Below are 26,570 nucleotides of genomic sequence, written 5' to 3'. Positions count from 1 at the left end.
ACGCCACAGGCAGTCAGTGCCGGTTCGGTGCAGAGTTCGCCGGAATCTCAGTACCATGGTGATGGTCTTCGGCCAGCGCGTCGGACGCGCGATGAAAGTCGTCGAGCCAGCGCCCCATCGGGACGCGTTGCTCAGAGAGGAACGCGGCCTGCGCGGCCTGAAAATCGAGTAGCGCCAAAGGCGCCGTCTCGATGATGCGGTCGACTTCGGCCGGTGATAGGAGGCCGCGTTCGCGGATGAACTCGGTGATGCTGCCGGGACGCGGCGTCGCACCGCGACGGCCAAGCACCGGCTTGCGCCACAGGCCCTCGACATTGCGAAGGCGAGGCTTGGCTCGCGCTTCCATCAAAACGATGATGCGTAGCTCCTCGGTTGAAAGCTCCAGCACCTCGTCGGGCTTGATGCTGCCGCAGAAGTAGCAGCTCGATTTGGGCGGGACGGGGAGTCCGGCGCGCGCGATGCGCGCCTCGCAGTCGGCGCGCGACCATTCCCATTCCCGCAAGGGGTAGCGGTAGGCGTAGCGAGGATCCTCGCACCCGACCGCGTGATGGTAACGCTGCGTGTCGCGTCCCGAGGCGTCGTAGCCGATCAGCTTTACCACGCGCCCGCCTGCGTCCCAGCAGCGGCGCGCGGGTTCCCACTGGGCGGTCCAGGCATCTTGCGGGGCGGCCTTCCATTTCTGGCTGCACGACCCGCCACCAAATACCACAGAGGGCAGGGTGGCGTTGGTCAGCATGTTCTCGGCGATGCCCGCATAGGGCGGCCAGTGTTTGAAGTTGCGGGGCTGGTAGCGGACAATCTCGGACGCGATGCCGCGTTCCGACATCCAGGCCCGGAAAAGGGGGATAAAGGCATAGGTCGCCGACTTCGCGGCGCCGGGGTCGGCGAAGAGAACCATGTCGATCGGCTCGCCGCGTTCGGCGAGTTCGACGATCATGGCGGTGGAATCGACGCCGGCACCCCAGGCCGCGATGACGGGCGGGCGGTCAGCCACTGGCCGCGTCCCTTACGACGATCGCGGCATGAACGATGCGGTATGCCCGTTTGCGAAATGCCGGGATGCGGCAGATCGCGCGGCTTTCCGGGTCGCGGAACAGCGGCGTCTTGCCTTTGGGATTGGCAACCACCTCGAAGCGACTGCGGTCGCTACAGTCGCTGAAGCGTATGGGCTCATCGAAGATGATGGTCTGCCCGGGCTTCGGGGTCGGCTTGGCCCGGTCGAGCTTCTTCGCGAGTAGGTTGGCGCGGCACCGCGCGCGCCAAGCCAGGGCGTACTCGCTGTCCGTTTCGGTCAGTTCGTCGAGGATCGCAGCCGGGCACTCGCTCTCGTTCGGCCCGACCGTTTCATCCATATCCTTGTACCCGAACGTGCAGCCGTCGCGCGCGCCGGTGCTGGTCTTGGTGAGGCAGACGATGCCGAACACGATCCGTTCGGCGTCGTCCGCGAGGCGCTCGCAAGCTGCGTAATAGGTCGATCCGACCATGACGGACGCCAGCACGGTCAGACGATGCGTCTCGCGCTGGTAGGTGAACTGGTTGTCGAGATACGAGCGCGGGGTGGCGTAGCCGCCCATATCGCGCATGAAGAGCCAACCCATGATAAGTCTCCGATGACGTGAGGATCAGGCGGCAGCGGCGAGGCGCGGAGCGCCAACGTCGCCAACCGTCGCGGTAAGCCGGCGCTGGAACGTGCTCACGTCCAGCAGCTCGGCGATCGGCGCGCGTTGAACGGGGCCGGCGTGTTCGCCGTCCCGGCAGCGGTTGAAGGTGATCTCGCTGTTGGGGAGGAAGCTGTGCGGCCGCACCCGGATCGAGAGATCGGCGTGGCGCAGCTCGGTCGTGCCATCGCCCGCGATACCGCCCATGTCGGTATCGATACGGACGTCATGCGCGTCGAGGCCGATCGTCTCGGCGAGCGAAGCGAGCGCGAGGCGTGCCTGCCGATGGAAGGTCCGTTTCGCCACTGCGTCGCCGGCGACGCTGTTGCCTGCGATGTCGAGCAGCGCGGATCCGGCGACGACGCTGTTGCGGTCTTCCGCACAGCGCAGACGCAGTTCGTTTGTGCTGGGCGCACTACGTTCGGCGACGGACGCCAGATTGCGGATCAGCAGCAGGATCGACGCATCGCGATCGATCGGCTTGCCGGCACGCCGGCAGTCGTCGACGCCCGCGTTCAGGGCATGGAGCGCTGCAGGCAGGGTACCGAGCGCCTCGGAAGACAGCGCCTCGTTGTGGCGGTAGTGGGTGTCGTAGAGCATGGCCGAACCTCCTGAGCGCCAGGGCGCGCTCAAAAGGCCGAAGGCTCCCTCTCCTCCGTGCGGGGCCTTGTCAGAGCATCCCGCCAACAGGATCGGCCGATCGTGAGGCCGCGTCATAGCCGGACTGCCAAGCCGTGCGGAGCTTGCTCCCTCGGCGGTATTGGCACCGGTCGTTGCCCATGACGAAGCAGCGCCATCCCGATTTCTCGGCTTCCCACAGCGGGTCTTCCGGCGTGGGAGCGAGCAGGTCCATGAGACCGACGCGCATGGCGGCGTTCATGGCGGGCCTGCATGGTCGCCGAATGCGCCGGCAGGAAGCGTCCAGCGATCCGCCAGGATCGAGAGACTCCAGACCGGATCATCGGCTTGCGCTAATTCGTCGGGATGGAGCGTCGCAGCCGGGAACGCCGTGCCGCGGTCAGCGAGCTGCGTGACGGTGAGCGAGCGATGGATCGTCTTCCCGCTCGCGGCTTCGCGAGCCGCGACCCGTCGGAAGGCGGCAGGGAAGACGAGCCGGAGCGTCGCCCATTGGTCGGGCGAGCCGAAGATGCAGGCTCGGCAGGACAGGCGGCCCCAACCCAGGACGTAGGCCGGATGGGGACGGATCCGCGCTTGCGCGATCGCGTCCCAGATCAAGCGCTCGGTCCAGTCATGGACCGGGCGCCAATGATCAACCGCACGCGCGAGGGTCGATGTGCGATGCGGCTCGATCGTCGCATAGCGCGCACGCGAGGGACTTTCCTCGGCGCGCTCGCCGGTAATGATTAGCGTGCGGCCGTCGAGGAAGCGCGGCTGATTCCGGATCGCGGCCGCGAGGACGTCGATCTTCAGCGCGGGGCTGCACCAGCGCACGCGAAGATCGGGAGACGTCTGGGGAAAGAGCCCGCGCGTGCCGGCAGGGCCGTTGCCCCCGGCACGGCCGATGCCGGTCGGCGTCTCGAACGCGATCGGGGCGGTCGGCGCGTCGTCGCGCGCCAGCTCGCGCGCGAAGCCGCCCTCACGCCACGAGACGTAGAGCGCGATGCCGAAATGGTCGGCGATCGCGCGGACATAGGCAGGCGTGCACGGCCAATCCATGAAGGTCGGGCCTTGGCCATCGACATCATGATGGTGCAGCTCGATCGCGTGCGCCGGCACGCCGAGGCTGAGGAGGTGGAGCAGGGCGGCAAGGCTGTCCTTGCCGCCACTGAACGCCACGACGAAGCGCCGGTAGGCGCCGAGGTCGGGGAGGGCGGCCGGAGCGGTCATGCTGCTTCACGGATCTGTTCCTCGGACTCGGCCGAGGCGTCGAGGCCGGTTGCGCGGAGCAGATAGCCGGCTGCCGCTTCTGCTTTCGCCGCAGCGGTCATGATCGCGCGGCTGTCCTTGCGCAGCACCTTCAACCACGAGCCGATATAGGCGGCGTGGTCGTCCATATGCGACGTCGGCAGACCAAGATCGGCACCGAGGAGCGCAGAGGTCATCTCGGCGCAAAGCTCCTCGAACGCGTAGGCGTCGTCGCCGAAACGCTTGCCGAACGTGCGATCGAGCCGGTCGGGATGACCGGTCCAGTGGCCAGCCTCATGGGCAAGCGTGGCGGCGTGGTAGGCGCGGGTCGAGAATAGCTCGGCGGGCGGCATGGTGATGGTGTCGGCGGTGCGGTCGTAGAACGCGCGATCGCCGCGCGTGTGGACCGTAGCCGGCAGCGCATCGAGGAAGCGCTGCGCGCGCTCGGGGAGCGCATCGGCCGGGGGCACGATGCTGACAGGGCTCGGGTAGAAGTCAGGAGACAGCCCGTCGATCTGGTCGCAATTAAACACGGCGTAGGAGCGCAGCACGCGCCGCATCTCGTCGGTCGTGTCGCCGGTGACGACGGATTCGACGGTCTTGCTGTAGGATTTGTAGAAGATCGCGATCTGCGATCGCTCGCCCTCGCGGACCTGACCGCCAAGGGCCTGCGCCTGTTTGTACGTCATCCAGGTGCGCGAGTTGTATCCGGCCCCCTCGGCACACAGCCATAGCCAGAAGCAGTTGATGCCTTTGTAGGGGTCGCCGGTCGCGCGCAGCGGACGACCGCCAAGGCCGGGGCGCCACGGCTTGACCCAGGGACGCACCCCGGATTCCAGCTTGTCGATGATCGTGTTGGTGATGATGTCGGCAGGCGAGGGCTTGTCGGTGGTCTGTGCCACGATCGTTCTCCTGATTGGGTGAGGCAAACCCGCGTGAGCATCCTCCCCTCTGAAAGGGCGGTGCCGGGTCACAAAAAAGAGGGGCGACACTTGCGCGAAGAGTGCCGCCCCCAGGTGCCTTGAAATGTGCAAGCCGGCGTCAGGCCGCTTGGCTGAAATCCTGCTCTTCCTCGTGATCGATCACTGCGTCGTCACCGGTGTCGCGGTCGGTATCCTCGTCCTCGTCCGGATCGGTCCCGGTCTCGTCATCGGCGAAGCTCGAGCGCAGCGGCGTGCGTGCCTCCTTCTCTTGTCCCTCGAAGCGCATGGCTTCCGGCAACCAGGCCGTCGCCTTCTCGCGGATCTCGGCTTCGACGATGCCCTGGCCGTTGCACAGCGAAGCACAGGTGCCGGCAAGGTCGCCCTTCTTGGCGTCCTTGTAGCGGCCGCGCAGGATCGGGCCTCCAATCTCCTCGAGCGCGTCGAGCATGACGGTCTTCTTGACCCGGCCGAAGAAGTTCTCGGCCGTCGGGCGCCACCAATTCTCGACCTGGATGTCGAGGAGGCGACCGAGATGGTCGTGGAAGCCGTTGCTCCGATAGCCCTCGGCGACGTTGAGCGTCGGTTCGAGAGTTCGTGCTATCGAGTATGCAACCCAAGCGCCCCGGGCCTCGTCGTCGAGCGCGCGGAAGGCGTCGAAGCGGGCGGTCATGGTCGGCAGACCCGCCCAGCTCGTGTCGAGCCGCTGGCGCTGGTCGTCGATCGTCTGCGACGCCATCGATCCCTCGTCGCGGAACCCGAAGATCGGGAAGCCCGCGGCGCTCGACTTCAGGGTCGAGTGGTTGGGGATGTGCGCCTGCTCGAACACCACGTTCTGCGCCATCAGGAAGATGGCCAGGTCGAGTGCGAGTCCCGGGTCGCTGGCGACGTGGGCAACGAGGATCTGGCGGCGCTGCGTCGCCAGTTCATCGATCAGCGTGGCGCTGAGCTTCGGACCCTGTTCGGCGTCGCCGGCATCGCCGTCCCCGGTCGCGCCGCCCGACTCCTTGGGCGGGGCGTTCGGATCCACGACCGGCTTTTCGCTGAAGAGGCGGGTGTGGACGCGGGGTTCGCCATCGCCCCCGATATAGACGAACGTCCCGATCTGCGCCTTCAGCGCTGGATCGATCTCGTGCCGGGCGTCCTCGATCGTCTCCAGCTCGCGCTCGATCGCCTCGATACGCGCGTTCGCCGCCTCGGCTTCGGCGCTGCCCTCGGGCAGTTCCTGCTCGAGCTGGTCGATCAGCGCGTCGTTCTCGGCCGACAGAACCTCGACACGCGCGGTCTCGTCCTCGGTGAGGGCGCGGGCGGGAGCGTGATACTCGTGAAGCTGGCGCTCGAGGTCGTAGGGAACGTGCGTCGCCGCGATCGGCGTGACGAACGCGAGGCCCTCGGCCTGCGCCAGTTCGGCCGCTGCGGCTTCCAGCTTCGAGGCGGCAAGCGTCTCGATCAGGTCGACGTCGATCCAGTTCTCGTCGCCCTCGGTCGCGAACAGGTCGCCTTCGATGCGACCGCCAGCGGCGACATAGGCGTCGCGACCGACGAAGCGCGCCTTGGCGTCGTTCGCCTTGACGGTGCCGTTGAGGATGGCGCGACGGATGTTGTCGGGGTTGTCGCCGTAGTAGGAGGTCTTCATCTGGGCGAAGACGCGCGTCTGGCGGTCGACGTCGGTGGTGACGGCGTATGCCTGCGCGACACCGAGCGTGATCTCGCCTGCGGCGAGCGCTTCGAAGACGCACGGGGCCAACTCGGCAAGGCGCACGCGTTGCTCGACGAAGCGGGTGGTCACGCCCTGACGCTTGGCGACGTCCTCGGCGGTCATGCCCTTCTGGATCAGGAAGTTGAACGCGGCGCATTCGTCCGCCGGGTTCATCGGCACGCGCTGGAAGTTCTCGGCGAGGCTCGCCTCGATCGCGTTATCGTCGTCGCTCAGCACGAGGACGGGCACGGTGTGATCAGCGGGGAGGGTGCCCTGCTGGATCAGAAGCTGGAGCGCGCGCAAGCGGCGACCACCCGCCTTCACCGTAAACGTACCCGCCTTCTTGAGAGGGGTAACGATCAGGTTCTGCAACAACCCTTGGCTTGCGATATTCGCGGCGAGGGTGTCTACCCTCTCGTCACGGTTGGATTTGCGCACATTGTCCTTCGACAGCGTCAGGTTCTTGACCTTCACGGACTGGATCATCGGTCGTCTCCGTTTGGAAATGGCGCGCCGCGTCCCGCGGTCACGCGAGCCTGGTCCTCCAAGCTCACAAAGCCGAAGGCTCCCTCCCCTCCCTTTCGGGACACCGGAAGAGAGCCTCGTGTCGTGTCAGGCGGTGATACGGTCGATCACGACCGCAGCGGTCGCGACGGGCACGAACATCCGCGTCTTGTGCTGGATGATCTCGGTGAAGCATCCGGCTGCCTTCAGCTCCGGCAACCGCGTGTGCGGCCAGTCGAGCAGTTCGAGGCGCTGCTGGCCGGCGACCAGGCTTCGCTTCAGCCGGTACGCACCGAGCGCGGTGATCTCAGCCGTGCCCATGACATGCTTGGCGGTCTCGGCACCCGACACCTTGATGGCGGCGGCAATGCCGAAGGCGTCCGCGAGCTTGATCACGAGCGGCGCAGGGACGATGCGGCCGAGGAAAGACTGGCCGTCATCGGTGTTGAGACGCCAGACCTGGACGTGATCGTCGGGTAGGCGGTCCCAGACCGGCAGGAGCAGGCCGGTGACGAGGTAGAGCGTGTTGGTGCGGGTCTTGCTCGACATCTCCTCGACCTCGGCCTGCCAGAGCGCGGAAAACTCCGCCTCGGTCGCATCCTCCCACATCGTCTCTAGGAGAAGATCTTGCCGCATCCGTTCGGTGCGCGTCGGGCGGACAAGCTCGTAGCGGCGCACGATCTCGCCATCGTCGTCGGTGAGCGAGTAGGTGCTGCACCGGATCGCGGCCTTGCCCGACTTGCGGTTGACGATCGGGCGGGCGTCGTCGCTTAAGGTTCGCAAAGCGCGATCGAGCGCGAGCGGCTTGTAGCGTTCCTCGGTCTCCAACCGGAGGATCTCGGTCTCGGCGCCGCTGGTCTGGTCACGCCGGATGACGGTGCGATCGAGGATCGTGATGCGCTCGGCGTTGATGCTCTCGACCCCGAGATCGAGCGTGCCGGCCTCCTTGGCCGCCTCGATCCGCGCCTCGATCAGCCCGAGATACTCGTCGAAGATCGCGTTCTGCATGGCAATGCGCAGCGCTAGGATGCGGTTGAGCCAACGCTGGATCGGGGGCATCTCTTCCTTGAGCCCGCCACCTTCGCCCTCCAGCTCGAGGCCGGTCAGCTTCTGGAACTCGTCGAGCGTGGTCGAGCGCAGCTTGCCATTGGCGAGCAGGCGAAACCACTGTTCCAACGACTCCTTGGCATAATCGCTTTCGAGATTGTCGCGCGGGTCGAACAGGCCCTGACCGCCGGTCTGACGCTGGCCTCGGGTGAGCGCGCCCAGGCTGTCGAGCCGGCGTGCGATCGTCGAGATGAAGCGCCGTTCGCCCCGGCAGTCGGTCGACACCGGCCGGAACAGCGGTGCGGTCGCCTGGTGCGTGCGGTGGGTGCGACCGAGCCCCTGGATGGCGGCGTCGGCGCGCCAGCCCGGCTCGAGGAGATAGTGGTTGCGACGCGACTGGTTCTCGCACGTAAGGCTCGCATGATAGCTGCGGCCGGTGCCGCCAGCGTCGGAGAAGATCAGGATCTTCTTCTGCCCCCGCATGAAGGCGTCGGTTTCGGCTAAGTTGGTACGGGGCGAGCGGCTTTCGACGCGCTGGCGACCGTGCGCGTCCATGATGACGCGACGGCTACGCCCCGTGACCTCGGCGACCGCATCGGTGCCGAAATGCCCGATGATATGGTCGAGCGCGGACCCGACAATGGGCAGCGCGCAGAGCTGCTCGAGGAGATTGTCGCGCATCTCAAGCGCCTCTCGGGCGAAGACGGGGCGGCCGTCCTCGTCCGACATCGGTTCGGAACGCGTTTTGCCGGTCTCGTCGACAAAAGTCTTCATCTGTCGGACCGGGAAGGCGGCCGTGAGGTACGACATGAGAAACTCCCTCGGCGAAAGTTCAATGTCGAGATTGGCGCGTTCCTCGACCGAAAGAGCCGCCAGCGCCCGGTTGAGCATCGCCTCGGACGTCGAGACGAGTTGAATGACGACGCTCTCGCCGCGGGCGAGATCGGCCCGGATCGCGGGAACGAGCGAGGGCAGCTTCATGCCGATCAGGAGTTGGCAGAAGAACCGCTGTTTGGTGGACTCGAAGATCGACAGTGCGGCCGCCTTGGCGCCGCTGTTGTAGGTGTCGTTCGAGAAGCTGTCCGTGACGCGGGTCGCGTCGAGCGCGGCGCGAAGGTTGCTGTGGATGATCGCCCAGGCGTCGGCGTAGGCGTCGTACACCTCGATCTGGTCGACGGTCAGCTTGTGTTCGAGGATGTCGTACTCGACACCGGCGAAGCTCAGCGCCCGCGAGACGTAGAGCCCCTCCATTTTCAGGTCGCGCGCGATAAGCTCCAGCGCGGCGATCCCGCCCCGGCGCAGGGAGTCGACGAAGGTCCGGCGATCGGCGAATGCCGTGCCCGGACCCCACAGGCCAAGCCGCGCGGCATAGGCCAGATTGTTGACGTCGGATGCGCCGGTCGCGGACACGTAGAGGACGCGGGCGCGCGGCAGGAGGTTCTGGAGACGGACGCCGGCGATGCCCTGGTCGGAGCCTTGCTTGGTACCGAAGCTGCCTTCGCCGCCTGCGACACCGGCCATCTCGTGAGCCTCGTCGAACACGATCATGCCGTCATAATCGTCGCCGACCCATTCGAGGATCTGCTGGAGCCGGGTACCCTTGTCGCCGCGGTTGGAGCGCAGCGTCGCATAGGTGAGGAACAGCACGCCTTCGGCCGCGCCGATCGGGGTGCCCAGCTTCCACTGGTTGAGATGCTGGATGTCGAGCGCGAGACCGCCAACAGAGGTCCAGTCGCGACGCGCATCTTCGAGCAGCGTCTCGGTCTTGGAGATCCAGATGTGCTTGCGGCGTCCGCGCAGCCAGTGGTCGAGGATGATCGCGGCGACCTGGCGGCCCTTGCCGGCGCCCGTGCCGTCACCGAGGAAGAAGCCGGTGCGGTATGGGCGTCCATCCTCCGATGGTGCGATCGAGAGCCCCTCCTCGACGGGTTTGAACAGTCCGGGGATGTCGCGCTCGAAGGCGTCTCCGGCATAGATCAGCGTCTCGAGCTGCGCGTCGGAGAGCGTCTTCGCGTCGACGACGGCGTGCGGCAGCGTGGGGACATAGATCGGACGCGGCGCGGTGATCGATCCCATCGCGATCGATTCCACCAGAGCTGTCGGATGCGCTGATGCGCAGCCGATCGCGATGCGGCTCGGCCGATAAGGCAGGTACACACCGACAGACTCGCCGGTTGGAAGTGGCTCGGCGAACACGGTGTAGTCGATCGGGGTCGCGGTCTGCGACCGCGCGGCTTTTGCGGGTGGTGCGCTCAGGCGCGGTTTGTTCGCCAAGCCGCCAAGAAGCGAGCTGCGCCCGCTCGGGCGGGCGAGCAGCGAGGCGGCGCGCGCGACAGGCGCGGACACAGGCGGAGCGGCCTTTGCGGCGATCGCCGTGAGCGCATCGGCGAGTGTCGCGCAGCGGATCAGCTCGGCAGGCGTGCCGGTCCCCTTTTCCAGCACCATGATCTTTACCGTCTGGCTGGTGCCATGCTTCGCATAGGCGTTCGCCGGCAGTTCGAGGTGCAGCGTCAGTGTGCAGCCCTCGGTCGCCTTCGCCCAGGCGCGGCTCGACGTATCGACGCGATCGGGGAGGATGGCAGCGCAGCGGCCTCCGGTGCCGAGACGCATCAAGGCGGCGCGAAGATGTCGGAACGCTGCTTGGCGGTCGGCGTGGCGACCGATGCTGCGCGAGAAGGGAGGATTGATGAGGACGGCCGTGGGCCGGATCGTTGGTTCGAGTAGATCGTGGATCAGCTCCCCGTCGTGGCGCGTGACAGCGACGCCCGGGAAGGCGGCCGCAAGCATTTCGGCGCGGGCCGGATCGATCTCATTAAGAACCAGGCGGGCACCGGCGCGCTGCGCGAAGGCGGCGAGCAGGCCGGTGCCGGCAGACGGTTCCAAAACCAGATCCGTGGTGGCGATTCTGCCAGCAAGCGCAGCGAGGTAGGCGATCGGGGCGGGGGTCGAGAATTGCTGAAGCTCGATTTGCTCCTCGCTGCGGGCGGTATGCGTGGGCAGGCCGGCGACCAGCGCGGTCAGTGCGGCAAGGCAATCGCTCGGAGTGGATGGCAGGTCGGCCTTCGCCAGGTACATGACCTCGGCGAGCTCGAGCATGTCGTAAGCGTCGCGAAGCGACCAGCGACCGTCGGCCGAGGATCCGCCATAGGCTTGCTCCATGACCCACAACAGCGTGTCGCGTTGCAGCGATCCTTGTCCAGCGATCGTGCCGGCGACCGCCTTGGCAGCGGTGATCGACGGTTCGGTGAAATCGAGTTCTAGAGCTGCGGCTGAGGTGCGCATCAAGGGCCTCCATTGTGTCGCCCGGTGATCATCACCGGATCAACAAGCCGAAGGCTCCCTCTCCTCTGAACGCCTTGGGCCCGACGAAGCATCGCTACCGCGAAGCCATCTTCCAAAGTCGGTCGCGCCGCGTCGGCCGCCGCTAGTCGCGCAGCATGTCAGGCATATGGGTCGATATCAGGCGGCCAACGTGGCCCGAACGCCTGTCGACCGATCCTTAGGCCTCATTACAACTACCGTTTCTGGCTTCCCGACCCGTCGTCCCAGTTTATCCCGCGCAGGGACCTCCGGAACAACTTCACGCACTTCAATTGAGTAGCTCGGCATTTTATTCTCGGCTGCGATTTTCTTCAACTGACTTTTCAATGTGCGAAGCGGCGACGTGGAGCCGATCTTCGCACCCAGCATCTCCAAAGGCATCTCATATTCTTCATCACGACAATAACAGTGCGCCAATTCATAAAGGCGTCGTTCAATCGAGCCGAGACGGAAATAATCGTTGTGATAGTCATAGATACGACTGTCACGCGAGACCGCGCGGACAAGCCAATCACAGAGTTGGACGCGGACCGGCATGAGTTGATCGACGCCGCTGGCCGTCTCGCGAGTGGTTGCCTGTGCTTCTGCGAACCAGGAGAAGAAACCCTTCGTCCCCACGGTGCCAGTTTTGATGTTGGTGCGGATCTGCGTGCCCTGCAGACGACCGAGCGCTTCGATAAAGCGATCGTAATCACGCTTCGATGGACGTCCGACGCCGGTGGCACGGAAGAAGTCGTGTGCATTGAAGGTGAAGACGTTCTGTACTTCACCGCCGGTCCGACCGATTTGCTGCACCATCAACGACAGGACGTAGATCAGGACTTCTTTATCCCACATCGTCGCGATACCGCTCGAACTGGGCTTGATCTCGATTTTGACGCCATCCATCTCGTAAGTCATCGCCTCCATCTGAGGCCGCTTCGCTAACGAGAATAGTGGAAAGTCCATGATGCTCTGCTCGCCACGGACTTTGCCGTGTAGCGGGCTGTCGAGATAGTCGAACAGCTTACCCTGAGTGAGAGCGATTTCTCGCGAATCCATCGTCGGGGCTCCCACCAGCTTCACTTAGCAAGGCCGCTTATAGCGGATCGGCCGCAAACCTGCAGTCGGATAAGCGACCGCGTTATCGATAGCACGAGGATTTGGAGCGATTTAGCCGGTAAATCGGGGTGTGTTTCGCATTTGAGTAGGTACGGGCCACCGTAAACCCGGACTAGACTCGTGCTATCGGTAACGCCGTGAAAGCCGTTTAAAGACCTGGTGTACAGTACGAGCTCCAGCGCTTTGAAAAGAGGGCGATATCCCGTCATCTTAGTCCGGCTCCTTGGGAAACCAGCCGCGACATCAGACTCCCGATCGGCGTCGCATCGGTCCCATCGGACATCCCCCGCATTGCGACCGCGCGGCTCAGGTCCTTGAGGCCGTGGAGCGTCCGCCCAAGGTTCAATTCGCCCTTGTCAGCCTTGCTGCTCATTCCGCGGAGATACGCGCCGGGCCGCTGAACCTCGCCGCGCCGGTATTTCTGGATAGTGGCGATGACGGAGGCAGCGGCACCTCGCTGGCCCATGATGCGACAGGCTTCCTTGAAAGCATGATTGCTGATCCCCGACTGTCCCGCAAGCCGCTCCGCGGTGGCGACCACCTCGCCCCACGATCCATTGCGGTAGAGCAGACCGGAACAGAGCTCCGGCGCGATCGTCATCATGAATTCCGGATCGACACCGTGTTTCTCCAGATCGTCGTCGACGGCAGTTTGAGGTTGAGAGGGGAGGGCGTCCCCATTTCCACTACTTTCTTGCGCCAAGCTTCTACGGGTATCTGCTTTAGCAGATTGGAGTTGGTTTGTAGTTGTAGAGTGGATGTCGTCAGGCCCATCCCAGCATGAACTATGATCCTGATCCCTACCCGTAATTTGGACAACAATCTTGGCCGAAACAGCCCCGGCAAGACGCCGCGCACGCTCTTCGATCTGCTCCACACAAGCCGTCAGAAGGCCAGCATCGCGGACGCAGCGCATTTGGTCGGTGGCCATCAACGCCAACGCGAGATCGTCACCCGCCTTCAAATCGTGAAGATCGGCGTCGAATGCCGTTTGGGCCAGCGCCCTGATATTCCTGCGGGCAGCGGCAAGGCGCTTGCGGAGCACTGTCAGTGCCGCGTCCTCTGCGGCTCCCTTGGCCGCGCGGGCAGCAAATTCTTGAAGCCTGGTGCCGATCGGAGCGAGCACAATGCCGTAGCCCCACGTGATGAAGCCGTCGGCCCCGCGGCGTCCACCACGATGACCGTTCGGACTATCCCGAAAGCTGATAAGACCGAAGGCCTGTGCCTGATTCAAGAGCTTTTGAACCTGTCGGACGGTTACGCCCAGCTTTTGCGCGAGCAGGTCGTTCGACGGCCAAACGACAGGGATTTGTCCACCCTGCCAGTCCTGCGGCTTCGTCCAGGCAAACAGAAGATCGATGACGGAGACCACGCGCAGGGGGACGCCCATATAGGGAGCCGCCCGTTTGAGCGCCGCAAGCGCGTTGGAAGGTGCCATTCCGGTATCGAGCCCGCAAAATTGGTCGACAAGCTTCGTCGCCTTGGCGGCATGCTCGTCAAACCGGCGTAGTCCCCGGCCGGGGCTTTGGGCAGCAGCCATTGTTCGTTCTCCCTGGGAGGGGAGTCCGTGCAGACAAAGCGACTCCGTGGCGCCACGGTCGGCGCTTTGGGGTAGCAATATGAAAGGGAGCCAGCTAAGCGAGGGTTCTCACATCCGCCCTAGCAGGCGTCCCGAAAAGCCCGGCCTCGTGCCGGGTTTTTCATGTCCGCACAGCTCCCCCCTTGATCGTTGTGGCGCCCGCCCGGGTGGACGGCGGCGGTCAGCGTCGAGCCGATCCACAACGTCGATTGTTAAGCATCGCTGGCGGGTCGGTCGTGCGCGATGAATCGTGCTATCGGTAACGGGACGGGCAATAATCACGTGCTATCGGTAACGAAGCGTCGATCTTCGCTCGTGCTATCGATAACGCCGTGCCGCTGAGACACGTGCTATCGGTAACGCCGTCGCGCTCTCGCTCGTGCTTTCGGTAACGGCGTGAGAATCGTGCGATTCGGCTGTCTTACGTGACATGTAGCGCAGAAGGAGAGCATCCCCCTCAGCGCCGCGCCGAATAGGCGTGGCGGAAAAATTGCAGTTAAGGCAGCGACGGCCTGCAAGTTCAGGCTCAAAATCAGCTGCCGCCGTCTGTCCTAGCGGTAGATCGAATGGGACTTTTCGATCGTTCGATATGTCACTGGTGACCGAAAGAACGGAGTTGAGCGTGACCCGTAGAAATCGTCAGCCCGATCTCCGATCCTGTATTTGGGACTCGGCGATCTGAAGATCGAGCCACTGCTCCGAAGCAGCAAGAAGGGGAGTAAGCGTGCCGACGATCAGGCGGCGTCCGTCATCAGGATCCGTTTGTCTGACTATGTATCCCAGCGCCTCGAGATGCTCGATGTGGCGCAAAGCGGTGGTCGTCGAGCCTCCGCTAAGCTTACAAAGCTGGGACACAGCGATGCGGCGCCGCTCGCACGTAGCCACGTAAAGCTCCAGGATCATGTCCCAGCTCGGATCATAGAAGCGGACCCCGTTGAAGTGGGTCGCCCGCCGACGCCGGCCGACCAACACCGCCCTGGCCTCGGCAAGCCTGCGCTCGGACAGGTCTCTCGCGTCTGGCGGCATATACAGCAAAGTGTCCTCGATCGCCTTGCGCGGCAGCCGCACGACGACGTCGATCAGGTCGTCTCCTTCAGATGCTGCACCCATAATCGTCTTGATCCGTTTCGGATGTGGGGCTCGGCGTTCGCCGGCAAGCGGAGCGTGCCGAGCGCGAGCGCGCCGAGCGCGAGATAAGCGTAGATCCCAAGCCCGGTGTGGTAGGCAAATAGCGGCACGCGGGGCAGCAGGGCGCCGAAGACGCTCATGAAGAGTTCCGCTACCGCAAAACCTGCAGCCCAGATCGGCCAGAAGCGGGTCGTCGTCACGCCCAGCCAGTAGAACCCGGCGGCGACGCCCGCATCAATGACCAGGATCGATACCTCACCTGGAGCCCAGCCTTCTCTCGCCACAATCAATCGAATAGCCGTAGTCGTGGCGAACCCCGCCATGTTGATGAGCGCGCCCAATCGCTCGGGCCTGCCCCCTCGGAGTGCTGCGAAGAGCAACACGCCGACCATGACGACGTTGAAGATGACCGCGAGGATTATCTGGGCGCTCATTGGATTTCTCCCGGCCCGCCCGCCGTTACCCCTGCGGTGACGTAACCTCGACAATCGGCGGAAAGTCGATCTCCTCGAGCGAAGCAGATGAAGGCTTCGGCAAATTCTCGCCCCAGCTCGTCTCCGTCATACCCAGTTGGCGACCGACCTTCTCGACAAAAAGATGCGCTCGCATTGCCATCTGATCCTGGCCCTCGACGAGGGCCGACAGCGCCGCGACCGTCGCCTTTACCGTGCGCTGCGTCATCGCGGCGGATAGGCTGTGCGCCTCCGTCGCCTCGAGCGTGGTGAGCAAAAATTGCGCCGTATCGCGTGCGGCTAGATTGATCGATCGCTCCGCTCTGCGCAGCTCGTCCGCGACGATCCGGCTTGTGTTCGAAAGAGATTGCATAAGGCCTCCTTGGGCACCGCGCGCCCATCACAGTGGTTTCAGCCCGAGCAGGAGCAGCAGCGTTACAATCGCCATGCCGGCCGCAGTTAGGCCCAAGGGGGTCACGATCGAGATGATCGCGGTCCAGAAGGCAACCTGCTTCCAGGTGAGCATATTCGCTGCCGCCCCAGCGGTCGGCAACGGGAGGGGAAGCGGGAAAGTTGGTGGCGCGGAAGGTAGGTCGTTTGCAGGGGGTAAGGCCTCTACCCCTCCGTCGTGCTCCCCCAGGAGCCGCGCGGCATCAAAACGCGTCGGCACACCGAGGATATTATTGGCCTTTAACAGCTGCTTATCGACCGCCCGGTGGCTGCTACCCGTGGCCGCCGCGATCTCCTTCGAGTTGCGGTTCTGAAGCACAAGGCGGAGATAAGACCGTTGTCGATCGGTCAGGCGGGCAATGCGATCCGGTGCGCTTACATCGGGCGTCGGGGGTGGGGGCGTCTGTTCGGCAGGACGTCTGCCCGGTTCGTTGGTCAGCATGCTCTGGAGAAACCTCGGAATGCGAAATGATTCGGCTCCATATCGGGGGTAACTCCTGACGGGCTCCGTTTATCAAATCCACTTCACAGGGTTCAGGCGTCGCGCGAACGCGACGAAGAGGTGACGTTCCAGCGCCCATAACGCTTCGCCGATCACTCACTTCCGAAGTAGGCCCAATTCAAGAACACTCATCGATCAGCTTCGACCGCAACCCGGCATGAGCGATCGCCCTAGTGGACGGACGGGAATTTGCCGACGGTTGCCGCGGTGTCGTTCAAGCGAGATGCCCAAAAGGAGAGGATCTGTCCCTCGGCAGGGCGATCTTCGACTGTATGCGCGGCAAATTCGGACAGGGTGCGGGCAAGTTCGGCGCCCGTGATTACGCGTTCGCGTTCCAGTATCGTGGCCAGCAGCGCGAGCCAATCGCCGTGTGCCTGCACGAGCGCTTCGATCTCAAGCATTCCCGAATCGCTGCCGGAGAAACCCTCCGAAGGGCTTTGACGCCGGCAGAACCTTGTTAGCAAACTTTTGATCAAGGACATGGCGCGCGTTCCATCAACCGCCCGTAGCCGGGACGGTTGAACACGCGGGAACACTGGTAACCACGCCCCACGTATTCCCCGCACCGACAAGCGGTAGCAAGGTATTGTATTTCGCGGGCCGCCCGACGGAAATCGGGGACCCAGCATTCGACCGCACTTGCGGGCCAAGGATGGTGTTCAAGCCATGCCCAAGCCATGCCGCTATGGCACAAGGCTCAGGCGAAAACACGCTGTCATTGCAAAACCAAGCAGACCGCAGCATCCTTGAAGCAGGCGTCGCGCGCGCCGCTCAATGGAGGCGCGGGAGATAACCGCGGCGATCAGCGTATCAGTCGCCATGCTTTACGAGCACCTTCCTGCCCAGTTACACAGTTAACGCAGGCTCGCCGAGGCGTCACAAGGCACCTGTTTGCCGCTATCGACATCCGGGGGCAAAGAACATGCATCTATGAGGAGTAAACTGGCCTCACATTCGGGCGTCGGGAAACACAAGGGTGCCAACGTTACGTCGTCTCATTGCTTCGCTTTTCGCAGGCAGATGCCCATTTGCCTAAATCGATTTGCTCACTGAACGCGGCAAGCTAGCATTCTCGCAAACGATCGTTTTTGATGCGCCATCATGTGAGAACCTTTAGCAGTCGATGCCAGCGTCTCAAAACACTTTCGCGATTGGAGCTCGACATGATAGGCGTCGGACATGAGTTCTGAGAATGCTTCATGCTGATCGGCTATGCCCGAGTGTCGACCCCGGAACAGGATCTGACCCCGCAGCTCGAAGCGCTGCGCAGTGCGGGTTGCGAGCGAACCTTCTCGGATAAGGCCAGCGGAGCAAAAGCCGACCGCGCCGGCTTAGCCGACGCGCTTTCCCATGCGCGAACCGGCGACATCCTTGTAGTATGGAAGCTCGACCGGCTCGGCCGTACCATGAAGGGACTGATCGACCTCGCGTCCGATCTGGCGGCGAGGGGGATCGGGCTAAAATCGATTACTGACGGGATCGATACCGCAGGCACAGCTGGGAAACTCGTTTTCCATATCATGGCGGCGATGGCCGAGATGGAGCGTGACTTGGTACGTGAGCGCACGACGGCTGCGTTGATCGTCGCCCGGCGTGAGGGCAGGGTAGGTGGCCGGAAGACAGTAATGACACCCAAACGCCTCGAGGCCGCGCGGAAACTTTTATCCTCGGGGATGACTGCCCGCGAAATAGCCCCAACCATCGGCGTCTCGATCGCGACGTTATACCGGCATTTGCCAGCACCAGAACAAGAGGCAATTAGCGCGGAAGAGAATGTCGCTTAGCCGCATGCGGCTGATCTACACGCACCATAAATGGCTGGCTCCCCGTTCCCTGAGAAGCCAGTCCCTAGATCATTCCGCCGCTGCTTCTTCGGTCTTGCGCTTGCGCGGAGCCGAAGCGGGCTTTGCGTCTGCCTTGGCTACATTCGTCTGGCCAGGCTTGCGACCCAGTCCAATGCTCTTGGCCATCGTACGACGTGCTTCCGAATAGGTAGGAGCGACCATGGGGTAATCAGCCTTCAGGCCATAACGCTCGCGATACTCCACGGGCGTCATGCCGTTAGTCGCGAGGTGACGGCGCAGCGTCTTATACGGCTTACCATCGATCATGCTGATGATGTGATCAGGGCTGGCAAGCGACTTACGAGCCGTCACTGCCGGGGTGTATTCTTGAGCAGATGCTTCGGGTTCAGCAGCGGTCACGTTTCCACCGACCAGCACCGAAACAGTTTCATACATCTTGTTCAGGAAGGCTGGAACGTCGTCAGCATTGGTACGCGTGTTGGGATTGGCCAACCAGGCGATTGTCAATTCCGTAGCGAGTTCAACGGGGTTCAGGTCGAGGGTAGTGTCGGGCATAGAAGTCTCCGTTTCTGGAGGCGCATCTAGGTACTTGATTGGTCGCTGGCAATATCAGGTCGCGCTAAATCATCTATTTGAGATTGATACATAAAATGAACCCGGGAATACGCATTCCTAATTACCATCCGAGACCTTGGCAAATTTGCTCCTTCGCTGACGCCGACGCCAGCGACCGTTTGCATCTTGCCGGACTTGCTCCAAACTCCTGATCGACGATAATTAATCAAGCTCTCATGCGCGGAGCGGTCACCGCTCTAACCGTATCCGTCGCGGGGCCTAAGCACTGGCAAGGTCGCGCCGGAGACGCAAAACACCTGTTTGTTGTACAGTCGTGATTGCGACTGGTTTTTCACACATCTGACCGCTGAGGACACTCTGCAGGCCTATATCGAGCCGAAAGCTAAGCCGTTGCTTCCAGCTCGCGTAAGCTGCGGCCCCGCGTCTCTCTTCCTGCGCGCCCGATCAGTACCGCTGACAGCGTCATTGGTACAATCAGTGCGATTGCCGCGCCCCCCATCGTCGGGATCAGCCCAGCGAAGGCGCCCAGCTGGACAGCAACGCCACCAAATTTGCTACTCCCCGCGATAAGCCCTGTGGCACGTCCACGGACGCGTAATGCGTAGTTTTCGGCTGCATAGGGAAGTAGCACGGCGATCAATCCGTTTGTGCCAACCACCAGCAACGCGATCACAGCAATGAGCAGTGGCGGCCAAGCCAGCGTAGGCGCCGGCAGGAGGGCTCCGGTAAGCCCGGCGAGTGTGAGAAGTACAGTGCCGATCAGGGTGCGCTTGCTGCTCCACCGGCTGTAAAGGAAGGCCGCGATCATGATCGTGGGCAGGGCAACGAGTGCTGAGCTGGCGATGATGCCGCTCGCAATCTCGGCACTGAAACCTCGATCCTGCAGATCGGAAGGCAGCCATAGCAGCAAACCGAAGTTGACGAAGCTCCACGACAGGGCGGTTATGACCAAGGCAATGGTCAACTCGCGTTGGTGCGCCGCAACACTATCAGCATCCGCTGGAGGAGCTTGAGGCGCACGCCTGACAATACCGAACTTCCGGGCCATATCCGCCAGCTCAGTATCCATGCCCCGTTCCAACAGGAAACGCGGGGACTCAGGTATCCACCTTGCCATCGCAAGCAGCAGCAAACCGGTTGGAAAGCCCTGCAGCCACAAGCTACGCCAGCCGAACAACGGCTCGAACAGATGAGCGGCGCCACTAGCCGCGAGGTAGCCGCCAACCAGCCCCGTACCGCCAACCAGCACAAGTACCCAGCTTCTGTGCCGCGGAGGCATGATCTCTGCCAACAGCGTGTAGACGACGGGCAGCATGCCGCCGGCCGAGCACCCCATCAGAAAACACATGACCAGGTTCCAGCTGTAGGAAGGCATAGCTCCGCAGATAGAGGTCGAGACGAACAGGATCGTCGACAACAGGATCGACACACGCCGACCGTAGATATCCGCAAGCCACCCCCACAGAAACGAGCCAACTGTGGTCCCTGTAAGGGCAACGAACGGAAGCAGGGCAACGGTCGATTTGGCGAGCCCATACTCGCCACGCATGCCGGGGAGCACGAAGCCAAGCGTTGCTGGCTTCATAGTGTCGATGATGAGCCCAAGGGTAAGCACCAGCAGAACGGCAGCATGCGAGCGCGTCAGAGGGGTATCATCGGGCGCTTCATATGCGATGCCAACGCCTGCCCTGTGATCAGGCCGTTTCTTGGGTAAAGCGCCAAATATAGCTGCCGGCACGCCGATGCCGATCAGCGCCATGCCCAGGTACATCCATCCGTCCATGGGCATACCCGACAGGTGATTGCCCATCCTATGGGCCATCGCGAGCATCGGTAAGTGAAGGGCAACTCCAACGCTGATCGCCGCACAGCCTGCCCAGAAGAGCGGCCAGCGCTCGCCGACCACCGAGTTTCCGCGGCTGCTACTGCCATTCGCCATTCATTTCCCCCCACCAGCAGTAGCGACATACGCTGCACGGCTTGCCTGCCGCAAGCAGAGCATCTGCCGGCGGGGCACGTTGCGGCTCATGGCTTGCCGATTGGCTTTCAGGCTTGCGGCTCGCCAAACTGAGCGTCCAAAAGTGGGCGTTTTTGACCGATTCCTCTTCCCGATCGGCGTGATGTTTTGGAATGAGAAGTGCGGCAGATTGAGCGCAGACTACGGTCGTTATCAAATAGTGAAACCGCTTGATCACTGCGAACCGTGTCCTATCTAGAAAGCGCGGGCCGGGCCCCTCTGACAATTTCCCTCGGGTGATTGTGATGTCGGACCGCATCGGGTTATCTCGATATAGGCCTGGCCGCTTTGCCTCCTGTCGTCGTTGATGATCCGAGCTTTCGATCACCGATTGAAAAGAGGCTCTGAGCATGGAAACGAACAGACCGGCACAGCTCCATCAGAAGTTGGACGAGCACGCGCGTATCGCGATGGCGCGCCGAACCCCGGCTTCTCCAATTGCGCTGCAATTGTAGCGCTTTGAGTTGGGCCTGAAAGGTCGCTTGTGCGCGCCACCCGCGAGATACCTGCCCTCCTGACCGCTAATTCCGCCCCACGTCATCACGTTTGTTAGAGGTCCCCATGCCTGAGCTGCTTTCCTTGTTATTCCTCGGTACGCCTGTCTGGATGTGGCTGGCATTTCTCGGCATCGTCGCAACGTTGCTGATCCTCGATCTGGGTGTCTTGCACCGCGGACAGCGGGAAATTGGGGTACGCGAGAGCCTTGCATTGTCAGCAGGTTACATCACGCTGGGACTGGCGTTCGGCGGGTGGATTTGGTGGTATATCGGGCCTACTGCCGGCCTTAACTACGTGACGGGCTTCGTCATCGAGAAGAGCCTTGCGATGGATAACGTGTTCATCATCGCCATGATCTTCGGCTACTTCGCCATCCCCCGCATCCACCAGCACCGCGTACTGTTCTGGGGCATCCTGGGTGTCATTGTCCTGCGTGCAGTGATGATCGGTTTTGGCGCGGCATTGGTCGATCGGTTCGAATGGGTATTGTACGTCTTTGCTGCCTTCCTGGTTTTCACCGGTATCAAGATGTGGCTGACTGCCGACACGGAATATGACGTAGCCAGTTCGCCCGTTTTACGCTGGATTCGCCAGCGCATGCCGGTTACCGACCAACTTCACGGGGAACGTTTCTGGGTAAAAGAGCAGGACCCGGCGACTGGGCGCATGCGCCGGATCGCTACGCCGTTGCTACTGGCTCTGGTCATGATCGAATGCGCTGACGTCATTTTTGCGGTCGATTCTGTACCGGCTATCTTCGCGATCACAACGGATCCATTTATCGTCTACACGTCGAACATCTTTGCTATCCTTGGGTTACGCGCACTCTATTTTGCGCTCGCCGCAATGGTCGACCGGTTCCATTACCTGAAATACGCCTTAGCCGCGTTGCTGGTGTTTATCGGCTCGAAAATTTTCGTTGCCGACATGTTCGGGCTCGCCAAATTCCCGCCCGCAGCGTCGTTGGCGGTAACCTTTGCGATACTGGGTTGCGGCGTCGGCTGGTCCCTGTGGAAAACGCGAGCGGCTGCTTCGGCCTGAGTTTGAACGCGTCCGCCGGCATTGAAAGCGGACCGGTCATACGCTGTGGGTATAGCCGTACTCCATTTACCGAGACTGGCGTTTACGACGCACAGGGATAAGGTGGCTGCTGATTATGACCGTCCGGCCGTCCACCAACATGGTCAAAAAAAGGGATCAAGATGCGCGCCGTTTTAGCCATCATCGCGCTAGTCTCTGCTCAACCTTGCTTCGCGCAAACTGACCCGAGGCCAGGCCCGCCTGCAGGTAGGCCTTTGGAGGCAGGCACTGCCGGATGGAGCATTACCGTTGGCGTCGCGCCAGTCCTCAGTCCTGCATGGCAAGGCTCGCGAGACATGGCCTTGTCGATTTTTCCCGACTTGCGGCTCAACTACAAGGACGTGATCTTTGCCTCGATTCCTGACGGTTTGGGCTGGAATGTGGTGAACCACGACGGGTGGAAGGCAGGACCTCTGGCCAAACTCCGCTTCGGGCGGGATGAGGAGCGCGGGGGATCGCCGTTCCTCATTACAGGCGGGAGTGACGCGCTACGCGGCCTCGGCGACGTAGATGCAGCTGTTGAGGTGGGAGGCTTTATCGAGAAACGGGCTGGGCCATGGCGTGGACGGATCGAGGTTCGTCGCGGCTTCGGCGGACATGACGGCGTTGTCGCCGACGGGTCAGTTGCTTACCAAGCGCGCCGGGGACGGACCATCATCAACGTCGGGCCTCGCGCAACGCTGGCAAGCCGCGAGTATATCGAGACGTATTTCGGCATCGATGCGGTCCAGTCGCAACGGTCCGGGCTTAGACCGTATTCTGCGTCAGGCGGACTATTGTCCTACGGTGTAGGCGGTACCGTAATTCGTCCCCTGAGCCGGCGAAGCGCCGTCACGCTTTTCACTGGCCTGGATCAACTAGGTCAGAACGCAGGCGATTCACCTCTCGTCCGCGAACGTGGGCGCCGGACCCAATTCACCCTAGGTCTCGGCTACGGATTTAGGTTCAACCTCTAATCGAATCAGACGCATATACCCTACGCCGGTAGCCAGCGACCAAGCCTGAAATAACGAGGATCGCGGCAGCGCCGGTTGCTACGGCAATAGGTCCTGCAGCTTGGCCACCTGCAGCGAAGATAGCAGCAAGAGCCCAAAGGAAAACAGCTGCGTACGGCAGATTGCCACGTCCTCGGACCAGCACGGTGGCCGCGATGAGTCCAGCAATCACGATCACCGCTGCACCTATTACCGGCGCGGCTGCACCGCCCTCCATGCCGTGATACCTCAGGCTAGCTGCGATGTTGACGGTGGTAGCGACGGTCAACCATGCGGCGAGCGCGCTCAACGGAAGGTACGCACACCACCACGCGGTTTTCGACACCGCCGCATTCGACAGGGCACGATAGGCAATGATCAGGCACGTCAGCGTGAAGGTAATGATCAGAACCGATACGAAGCTTAACCCGTAAAGCTGTGTGTAAGCAGCCCAGAGTGCGTTCCCCAAAAATGCGCCCGCTGCCGGCCAGCGCAGGCGATGAAGCAATGCATTTTGGCGCTGTGCGGGCAGGGCCTGATAAACAGCAAACACCGTGGCTCCGAGGTAGAGCGCGCCCCAGATCGAGAATGCCCAGCCTGCCGGGGTTATCGAGGTTCGGACCGCCAGCGACCGGGATCCGATAGGCTCACCGATCCCAATCTGCGGTAAAAGAGGCGTTAGAATTTGAAGCGCTGCTGTCAGCAGCACCGCGAGATGCGGCAGATCGAACGCGGTCCGTTGGGGTAAGGTATTCGTTGCCATTTTTCCACAACGGCCGATCAGCTTACGCGTTGCAATGTCACAAAGAAACTCGCTCGCATTCAGCGCTATCGTACTTAAACGGTCCTCGGGCGCCTGACATATTGTCATTTACCCGAGGCTTCAGTGGGACGACCCAGAGGCCTTTATCCACGATCCCGGTTGCGACGCGAAGGCGGTATCTTATCGTGTTCTAAAGTGCAGAGGATAAGACGCAATATACCAGCACCGGTACGCCAACCAAAACGATTAAAAGTAACAGGTTGAGCTCCATAAGTCGGCTCAGCCAGTCCTTACCTTCATTCTGCCGGGCTTCGGCATCAGCCTTAGAATAGTCTTCTACAATCTCCAGATCGAATTTGTTCGAGAAAAAACTTTGTGGTCGCATCCGCAAGAAAGGCTGAGGTGCTGGATTGGCAGCTTGATGCTGACGGTCATCCTGACACAAATCATCGGATTTCGAGACTTGGTTTTCCACTACACGGTTTCCACTTATTCGAGATCATGGGCGCGTAGAACGCGTCCCAAAGGTCAGATCGAATAAAGCCCGAACTCGAGCGGCAGTGGCCGCGAGCTCGGGCTAAGCGCGTGCGGCGAGTTGGCCGGCGTGGTCGCGGAAACGCTTATGTGTCGCAGGAGCGTACATGCCAGTAACATCGGGGACCCGTGTCCTAATGTCAACTCGTGCAAATCCATTTGCTCTCCTATTGACCTTGACCGGCTAAACCCTAGCTTGAGGGAGCGGGCCGGGCCCCTCTGGCGGTCGTCTCAGGACGAACGTGATGTCGGACCGCATCGGGTTATCTCGATGTCTAGGCCTGGCCTGTTTGCCTCCTTTCATCGCGACTGATCCGATCGTTCAATCGTTGGTTGGAGAGCGGCTTTGCCTATATTTTCTCACAAGTTGACCCAGTTGCATGCCCGGCTGGATGAGCAGATCCGCGTCGAGATGAAGCGACGCATGCCCGATACCTTGCGGCTATTTCGGCTGAAGCGGTTGCGTCTCGACGTGAAGGACCGCCTGCACGCACGCGCCTTGCGGCCGCAGTTCAGCTGAACCGACACGCTGAACCATCGTTGTAGAATCATCGTCCGTAAGGATTGGCTTCACCGATCAGAATGGATCGGGATGGCAAAAGGAGAACGAATATGGCCTATTTTCTAACCGCCGGCTTGGTGCTTGCTGCTACCGGGGCGGCCCTCGGCATGACTGTCGATCATCAGAACCAGGTGGATCACCGCAGCGGTCCGGTCGCCGTCAAATATCGCGGTGACGTTGTCATCACGCACAAGCAGGTGGGCGCGGTTGCACCCGGCGGAAGACCGTCGTCGCTACGCTGCGACTGGGCGGCGAGCATGTCAGTGGCACGGCACGCGGTCGCGGCGTCGGGTACCAGGCTGGTGCGCAGCATCGACAGCGAACCGGTGATTTCCGGCACCCGGCCCGGCTGGTGCGTTGCGAGCCATGGCGCGATCAAGAAGGAGGTCGCGACGAAGTCCGCGGACATGCAGCAGCATCTGGTAAAGCTGGCGCAGGAAGACGAGCAGATGCTGCGCGTCGAGCTCGACCGGATCCACGGCCCGCAGCGCGCAGGATGATCCGGCGCGTTCGATTGGCGGGCGTGCTCGGTGCCGCAAGTTGCGGCCTGATCACGCCCGCGTTTGCACAAGATGTCGGGTCGGTAACCTTGGAAATGATGAGCGAAGAGGAACGGCGCGGGCTGAGCTGGAGTGAGGGACGTGCCGCGCTAGCGGGCGATATTCGCGTCTCGCGCGGCCGGCTCGATGCATCGGCGCGCGTGGTAACGCTTCGGAACAGCGTGCGACACGGTGGCGCCGATGCGGTCGTCGACCTTTCGGTGGGAACCGACTGGGATCTGGGTGCGGTGCGTATCCGTACCGACGCCACCGGCCACGCATTCGCGGGCGCGCGGGGCCGCATGGACTATGTCGAGGCCGGCGTATCGGCAAGCTATGCCTATGGTCCGCTCTACGCCACGGCCGGCGTGATCGGCGCGCCGTCGCAGCGCGCGATCGGTGGCAGCAACGTGTATGTCTATGCGAACGCCAATGCCGGTATTCCTGGTACGCCGCTGACGATGCTGGCCGAAGTCGGCCACTCGTCCGGCAGCGTCCGCGACCCCAGTCGGGTGCAGCGTCTTCGTCCGGGCGGCAGTTACATCAACTGGCGGCTGGGTCTCGAGCATCGTCGTGACCGTCTGACGATCGGCGTCGATTATATTGGGACTGACGTCTCCCGCACCGCCACTGCCAGCAGGTTTGCCGATCAACGCAACGCCGGAGACAGAATCGTAGGGCGCGTACAGGTTTCGTTCTGACGATTACCGCGGTCAGTGAGTGCCCATTAACGCTGATGTGTATACGATCTGCCTCGGCAGAACCGTCTGTATATGTTAAACAAACGGCCGGTGCGGTTGAAAAATAGCCTGACGTCGCGCTCCTGATCGTATCGACCGGGATCGAGTCCGAGAACGCCCTATCCGTCTCGATCATCGTTCGTTTGCGGGATTAGAAGTCGCGGATGGTAAGTTTTGCTGGCGAGCGAACTTGTTTGCTGCCGCCTTCACGATATCGGGCTGATTGCTATTAAAAAGGCCGTGACAAACTATCGG

At 62.3% G+C, this 26,570-nt stretch carries 25 protein-coding genes; 6 read left to right on the top strand and 19 right to left on the bottom strand.

The features are described 5' to 3' along the window. Positions 1-13: 13 nt before the first annotated feature. From C8J26_RS17580 to C8J26_RS17510, 15 genes are all read right to left on the bottom strand, one after another. On the bottom strand, positions 14-994 hold the full coding sequence (locus C8J26_RS17580) for a hypothetical protein (protein WP_107959476.1): 981 nt from the start codon (positions 992-994) through the stop codon (positions 14-16). Further along, on the bottom strand, positions 987-1,598 hold the full coding sequence (locus tag C8J26_RS17575; protein WP_107959475.1) for a DUF6927 domain-containing protein: 612 nt from the start codon (positions 1,596-1,598) through the stop codon (positions 987-989). Before C8J26_RS17575 ends, C8J26_RS17580 begins: the two co-directional genes overlap by 8 nt. Before the next feature lie 24 nt (positions 1,599-1,622). Then, a complete protein-coding gene (locus C8J26_RS17570) occupies positions 1,623-2,258 on the bottom strand; it encodes a hypothetical protein (RefSeq protein ID WP_107959474.1) in 636 nt (211 codons plus the stop codon). 70 nt (positions 2,259-2,328) lie between these two features. Then, positions 2,329-2,538 (bottom strand): hypothetical protein, encoded by a 210-nt coding sequence (locus tag C8J26_RS17565; protein ID WP_107959473.1) that lies wholly within the window; start codon positions 2,536-2,538, stop codon positions 2,329-2,331. Next, positions 2,535-3,506 (bottom strand): phosphoadenosine phosphosulfate reductase domain-containing protein, encoded by a 972-nt coding sequence (locus tag C8J26_RS17560; RefSeq protein WP_107959472.1) that lies wholly within the window; start codon positions 3,504-3,506, stop codon positions 2,535-2,537. The genes C8J26_RS17565 and C8J26_RS17560 overlap by 4 nt, the downstream gene beginning before the upstream one ends. Continuing rightward, entirely contained in the window at positions 3,503-4,426 is a 924-nt protein-coding gene (locus tag C8J26_RS17555; protein WP_107959471.1) for an ArdC family protein, read from the bottom strand. Before C8J26_RS17555 ends, C8J26_RS17560 begins: the two co-directional genes overlap by 4 nt. A 139-nt stretch (positions 4,427-4,565) precedes the next feature. After that, positions 4,566-6,629 carry a ParB/RepB/Spo0J family partition protein gene (locus C8J26_RS17550; RefSeq protein WP_107959470.1) on the bottom strand — a complete coding sequence of 688 codons (2,064 nt, stop codon included), beginning with the start codon at positions 6,627-6,629 and terminating at the stop codon, positions 4,566-4,568. 126 nt (positions 6,630-6,755) lie between these two features. After that, entirely contained in the window at positions 6,756-10,976 is a 4,221-nt protein-coding gene (locus C8J26_RS17545) for a strawberry notch-like NTP hydrolase domain-containing protein (RefSeq protein ID WP_107959469.1), read from the bottom strand. A 177-nt stretch (positions 10,977-11,153) separates the two neighbouring features. Continuing rightward, the gene (locus tag C8J26_RS17540; protein WP_107959562.1) at positions 11,154-12,056 is read right to left on the bottom strand and encodes a replication initiator protein A; all 903 of its coding nucleotides are present in this window, start codon (positions 12,054-12,056) and stop codon (positions 11,154-11,156) included. Between the two features lie 265 nt (positions 12,057-12,321). Continuing rightward, the gene (gene repC, locus C8J26_RS17535) at positions 12,322-13,656 is read right to left on the bottom strand and encodes a plasmid replication protein RepC (RefSeq protein WP_107959468.1); all 1,335 of its coding nucleotides are present in this window, start codon (positions 13,654-13,656) and stop codon (positions 12,322-12,324) included. 678 nt (positions 13,657-14,334) lie between these two features. After that, positions 14,335-14,805 carry a MarR family transcriptional regulator gene (locus C8J26_RS17530; protein WP_146168894.1) on the bottom strand — a complete coding sequence of 157 codons (471 nt, stop codon included), beginning with the start codon at positions 14,803-14,805 and terminating at the stop codon, positions 14,335-14,337. Beyond that, a complete protein-coding gene (locus tag C8J26_RS17525) occupies positions 14,775-15,257 on the bottom strand; it encodes a hypothetical protein (protein WP_107959466.1) in 483 nt (160 codons plus the stop codon). The genes C8J26_RS17530 and C8J26_RS17525 overlap by 31 nt, the downstream gene beginning before the upstream one ends. Before the next feature lie 25 nt (positions 15,258-15,282). Then, on the bottom strand, positions 15,283-15,648 hold the full coding sequence (locus tag C8J26_RS17520; protein WP_107959465.1) for a hypothetical protein: 366 nt from the start codon (positions 15,646-15,648) through the stop codon (positions 15,283-15,285). Between the two features lie 27 nt (positions 15,649-15,675). After that, complete coding sequence (locus C8J26_RS17515; protein ID WP_107959464.1) at positions 15,676-16,167, bottom strand: helix-turn-helix domain-containing protein; 492 nt, start codon at positions 16,165-16,167, stop codon at positions 15,676-15,678. Positions 16,168-16,397: 230 nt separating this feature from the next. Next, positions 16,398-16,628 (bottom strand): hypothetical protein, encoded by a 231-nt coding sequence (locus tag C8J26_RS17510; protein WP_107959463.1) that lies wholly within the window; start codon positions 16,626-16,628, stop codon positions 16,398-16,400. A 798-nt stretch (positions 16,629-17,426) separates the two neighbouring features. On the opposite strand from C8J26_RS17510, the gene C8J26_RS17505 reads away from it, so the two are divergent. After that, the gene (locus C8J26_RS17505; protein WP_107959462.1) at positions 17,427-18,011 is read left to right on the top strand and encodes a recombinase family protein; all 585 of its coding nucleotides are present in this window, start codon (positions 17,427-17,429) and stop codon (positions 18,009-18,011) included. 69 nt (positions 18,012-18,080) lie between these two features. Here the strand turns inward: C8J26_RS17505 and C8J26_RS17500 are convergent, their stop codons facing one another. Beyond that, positions 18,081-18,587, bottom strand: a complete 507-nt coding sequence (locus C8J26_RS17500; protein WP_056418733.1) for a Ros/MucR family transcriptional regulator — start codon at positions 18,585-18,587, stop codon at positions 18,081-18,083. Positions 18,588-18,990: 403 nt separating this feature from the next. Further along, a complete protein-coding gene (locus tag C8J26_RS17495; protein WP_056418731.1) occupies positions 18,991-20,547 on the bottom strand; it encodes an MFS transporter in 1,557 nt (518 codons plus the stop codon). 639 nt (positions 20,548-21,186) lie between these two features. Here C8J26_RS17495 and C8J26_RS17490 point away from each other — a divergent pair. Together C8J26_RS17490 and C8J26_RS17485 are read left to right on the top strand one after the other, a co-directional pair. Further along, on the top strand, positions 21,187-22,164 hold the full coding sequence (locus tag C8J26_RS17490) for a TerC family protein (RefSeq protein ID WP_056418729.1): 978 nt from the start codon (positions 21,187-21,189) through the stop codon (positions 22,162-22,164). Positions 22,165-22,325: 161 nt separating this feature from the next. Next, complete coding sequence (locus C8J26_RS17485) at positions 22,326-23,159, top strand: MipA/OmpV family protein (RefSeq protein WP_279628956.1); 834 nt, start codon at positions 22,326-22,328, stop codon at positions 23,157-23,159. On the opposite strand, the gene C8J26_RS17480 is transcribed toward C8J26_RS17485, so the two are convergent. Both C8J26_RS17480 and C8J26_RS20255 read right to left on the bottom strand, forming a co-directional pair. Continuing rightward, positions 23,149-24,048 (bottom strand): hypothetical protein, encoded by a 900-nt coding sequence (locus tag C8J26_RS17480; protein ID WP_244185374.1) that lies wholly within the window; start codon positions 24,046-24,048, stop codon positions 23,149-23,151. The genes C8J26_RS17485 and C8J26_RS17480 overlap by 11 nt on opposite strands. Positions 24,049-24,130: 82 nt before the next feature. After that, the gene (locus C8J26_RS20255; RefSeq protein ID WP_146168893.1) at positions 24,131-24,415 is read right to left on the bottom strand and encodes a hypothetical protein; all 285 of its coding nucleotides are present in this window, start codon (positions 24,413-24,415) and stop codon (positions 24,131-24,133) included. Between the two features lie 405 nt (positions 24,416-24,820). On the opposite strand from C8J26_RS20255, the gene C8J26_RS17475 reads away from it, so the two are divergent. The 3 genes from C8J26_RS17475 (at position 24,821) to C8J26_RS17465 (ending at position 26,276) form a co-directional block, all read left to right on the top strand. After that, positions 24,821-24,994 carry a DUF465 domain-containing protein gene (locus C8J26_RS17475; protein ID WP_082445373.1) on the top strand — a complete coding sequence of 58 codons (174 nt, stop codon included), beginning with the start codon at positions 24,821-24,823 and terminating at the stop codon, positions 24,992-24,994. A 92-nt stretch (positions 24,995-25,086) separates the two neighbouring features. Then, positions 25,087-25,536, top strand: a complete 450-nt coding sequence (locus C8J26_RS17470) for a hypothetical protein (RefSeq protein ID WP_055876914.1) — start codon at positions 25,087-25,089, stop codon at positions 25,534-25,536. Then, a complete protein-coding gene (locus C8J26_RS17465) occupies positions 25,533-26,276 on the top strand; it encodes a TorF family putative porin (protein WP_055876911.1) in 744 nt (247 codons plus the stop codon). Before C8J26_RS17470 ends, C8J26_RS17465 begins: the two co-directional genes overlap by 4 nt. The last annotated feature ends 294 nt before the right edge of the window (positions 26,277-26,570 follow it).

It is taken from the genome of Sphingomonas aurantiaca (assembly GCF_003050705.1).
Classification (GTDB): Bacteria; Pseudomonadota; Alphaproteobacteria; order Sphingomonadales; family Sphingomonadaceae; genus Sphingomonas; species Sphingomonas aurantiaca.
The sequence above is the reverse complement of the archived record's forward strand: the minus strand, read 5'-3'. Positions and strand labels throughout refer to the sequence as shown.

Bases quoted from the DNA above. Each gene is read 5' to 3' on its own strand.
- C8J26_RS17575 (WP_107959475.1), bottom strand. From the start codon at position 1,598: ATGGGTTGGCTCTTCATGCGCGATATGGGCGGCTACGCCACCCCGCGC.
- C8J26_RS17570 (WP_107959474.1), bottom strand. From the start codon at position 2,258: ATGCTCTACGACACCCACTACCGCCACAACGAGGCGCTGTCTTCCGAG.
- C8J26_RS17565 (WP_107959473.1), bottom strand. From the start codon at position 2,538: ATGAACGCCGCCATGCGCGTCGGTCTCATGGACCTGCTCGCTCCCACG.
- C8J26_RS17560 (WP_107959472.1), bottom strand. From the start codon at position 3,506: ATGACCGCTCCGGCCGCCCTCCCCGACCTCGGCGCCTACCGGCGCTTC.
- C8J26_RS17550 (WP_107959470.1), bottom strand. From the start codon at position 6,629: ATGATCCAGTCCGTGAAGGTCAAGAACCTGACGCTGTCGAAGGACAAT.
- C8J26_RS17545 (WP_107959469.1), bottom strand. From the start codon at position 10,976: ATGCGCACCTCAGCCGCAGCTCTAGAACTCGATTTCACCGAACCGTCG.
- C8J26_RS17540 (WP_107959562.1), bottom strand. From the start codon at position 12,056: ATGGATTCGCGAGAAATCGCTCTCACTCAGGGTAAGCTGTTCGACTAT.
- repC (WP_107959468.1), bottom strand. From the start codon at position 13,656: ATGGCTGCTGCCCAAAGCCCCGGCCGGGGACTACGCCGGTTTGACGAG.
- C8J26_RS17530 (WP_146168894.1), bottom strand. From the start codon at position 14,805: ATGGGTGCAGCATCTGAAGGAGACGACCTGATCGACGTCGTCGTGCGG.
- C8J26_RS17525 (WP_107959466.1), bottom strand. From the start codon at position 15,257: ATGAGCGCCCAGATAATCCTCGCGGTCATCTTCAACGTCGTCATGGTC.
- C8J26_RS17520 (WP_107959465.1), bottom strand. From the start codon at position 15,648: ATGCAATCTCTTTCGAACACAAGCCGGATCGTCGCGGACGAGCTGCGC.
- C8J26_RS17515 (WP_107959464.1), bottom strand. From the start codon at position 16,167: ATGCTGACCAACGAACCGGGCAGACGTCCTGCCGAACAGACGCCCCCA.
- C8J26_RS17510 (WP_107959463.1), bottom strand. From the start codon at position 16,628: ATGCTTGAGATCGAAGCGCTCGTGCAGGCACACGGCGATTGGCTCGCG.
- C8J26_RS17505 (WP_107959462.1), top strand. From the start codon at position 17,427: ATGCTGATCGGCTATGCCCGAGTGTCGACCCCGGAACAGGATCTGACC.
- C8J26_RS17500 (WP_056418733.1), bottom strand. From the start codon at position 18,587: ATGCCCGACACTACCCTCGACCTGAACCCCGTTGAACTCGCTACGGAA.
- C8J26_RS17495 (WP_056418731.1), bottom strand. From the start codon at position 20,547: ATGGCGAATGGCAGTAGCAGCCGCGGAAACTCGGTGGTCGGCGAGCGC.
- C8J26_RS17490 (WP_056418729.1), top strand. From the start codon at position 21,187: ATGCCTGAGCTGCTTTCCTTGTTATTCCTCGGTACGCCTGTCTGGATG.
- C8J26_RS17485 (WP_279628956.1), top strand. From the start codon at position 22,326: ATGCGCGCCGTTTTAGCCATCATCGCGCTAGTCTCTGCTCAACCTTGC.
- C8J26_RS17480 (WP_244185374.1), bottom strand. From the start codon at position 24,048: ATGACAATATGTCAGGCGCCCGAGGACCGTTTAAGTACGATAGCGCTG.
- C8J26_RS17470 (WP_055876914.1), top strand. From the start codon at position 25,087: ATGGCCTATTTTCTAACCGCCGGCTTGGTGCTTGCTGCTACCGGGGCG.
- C8J26_RS17465 (WP_055876911.1), top strand. From the start codon at position 25,533: ATGATCCGGCGCGTTCGATTGGCGGGCGTGCTCGGTGCCGCAAGTTGC.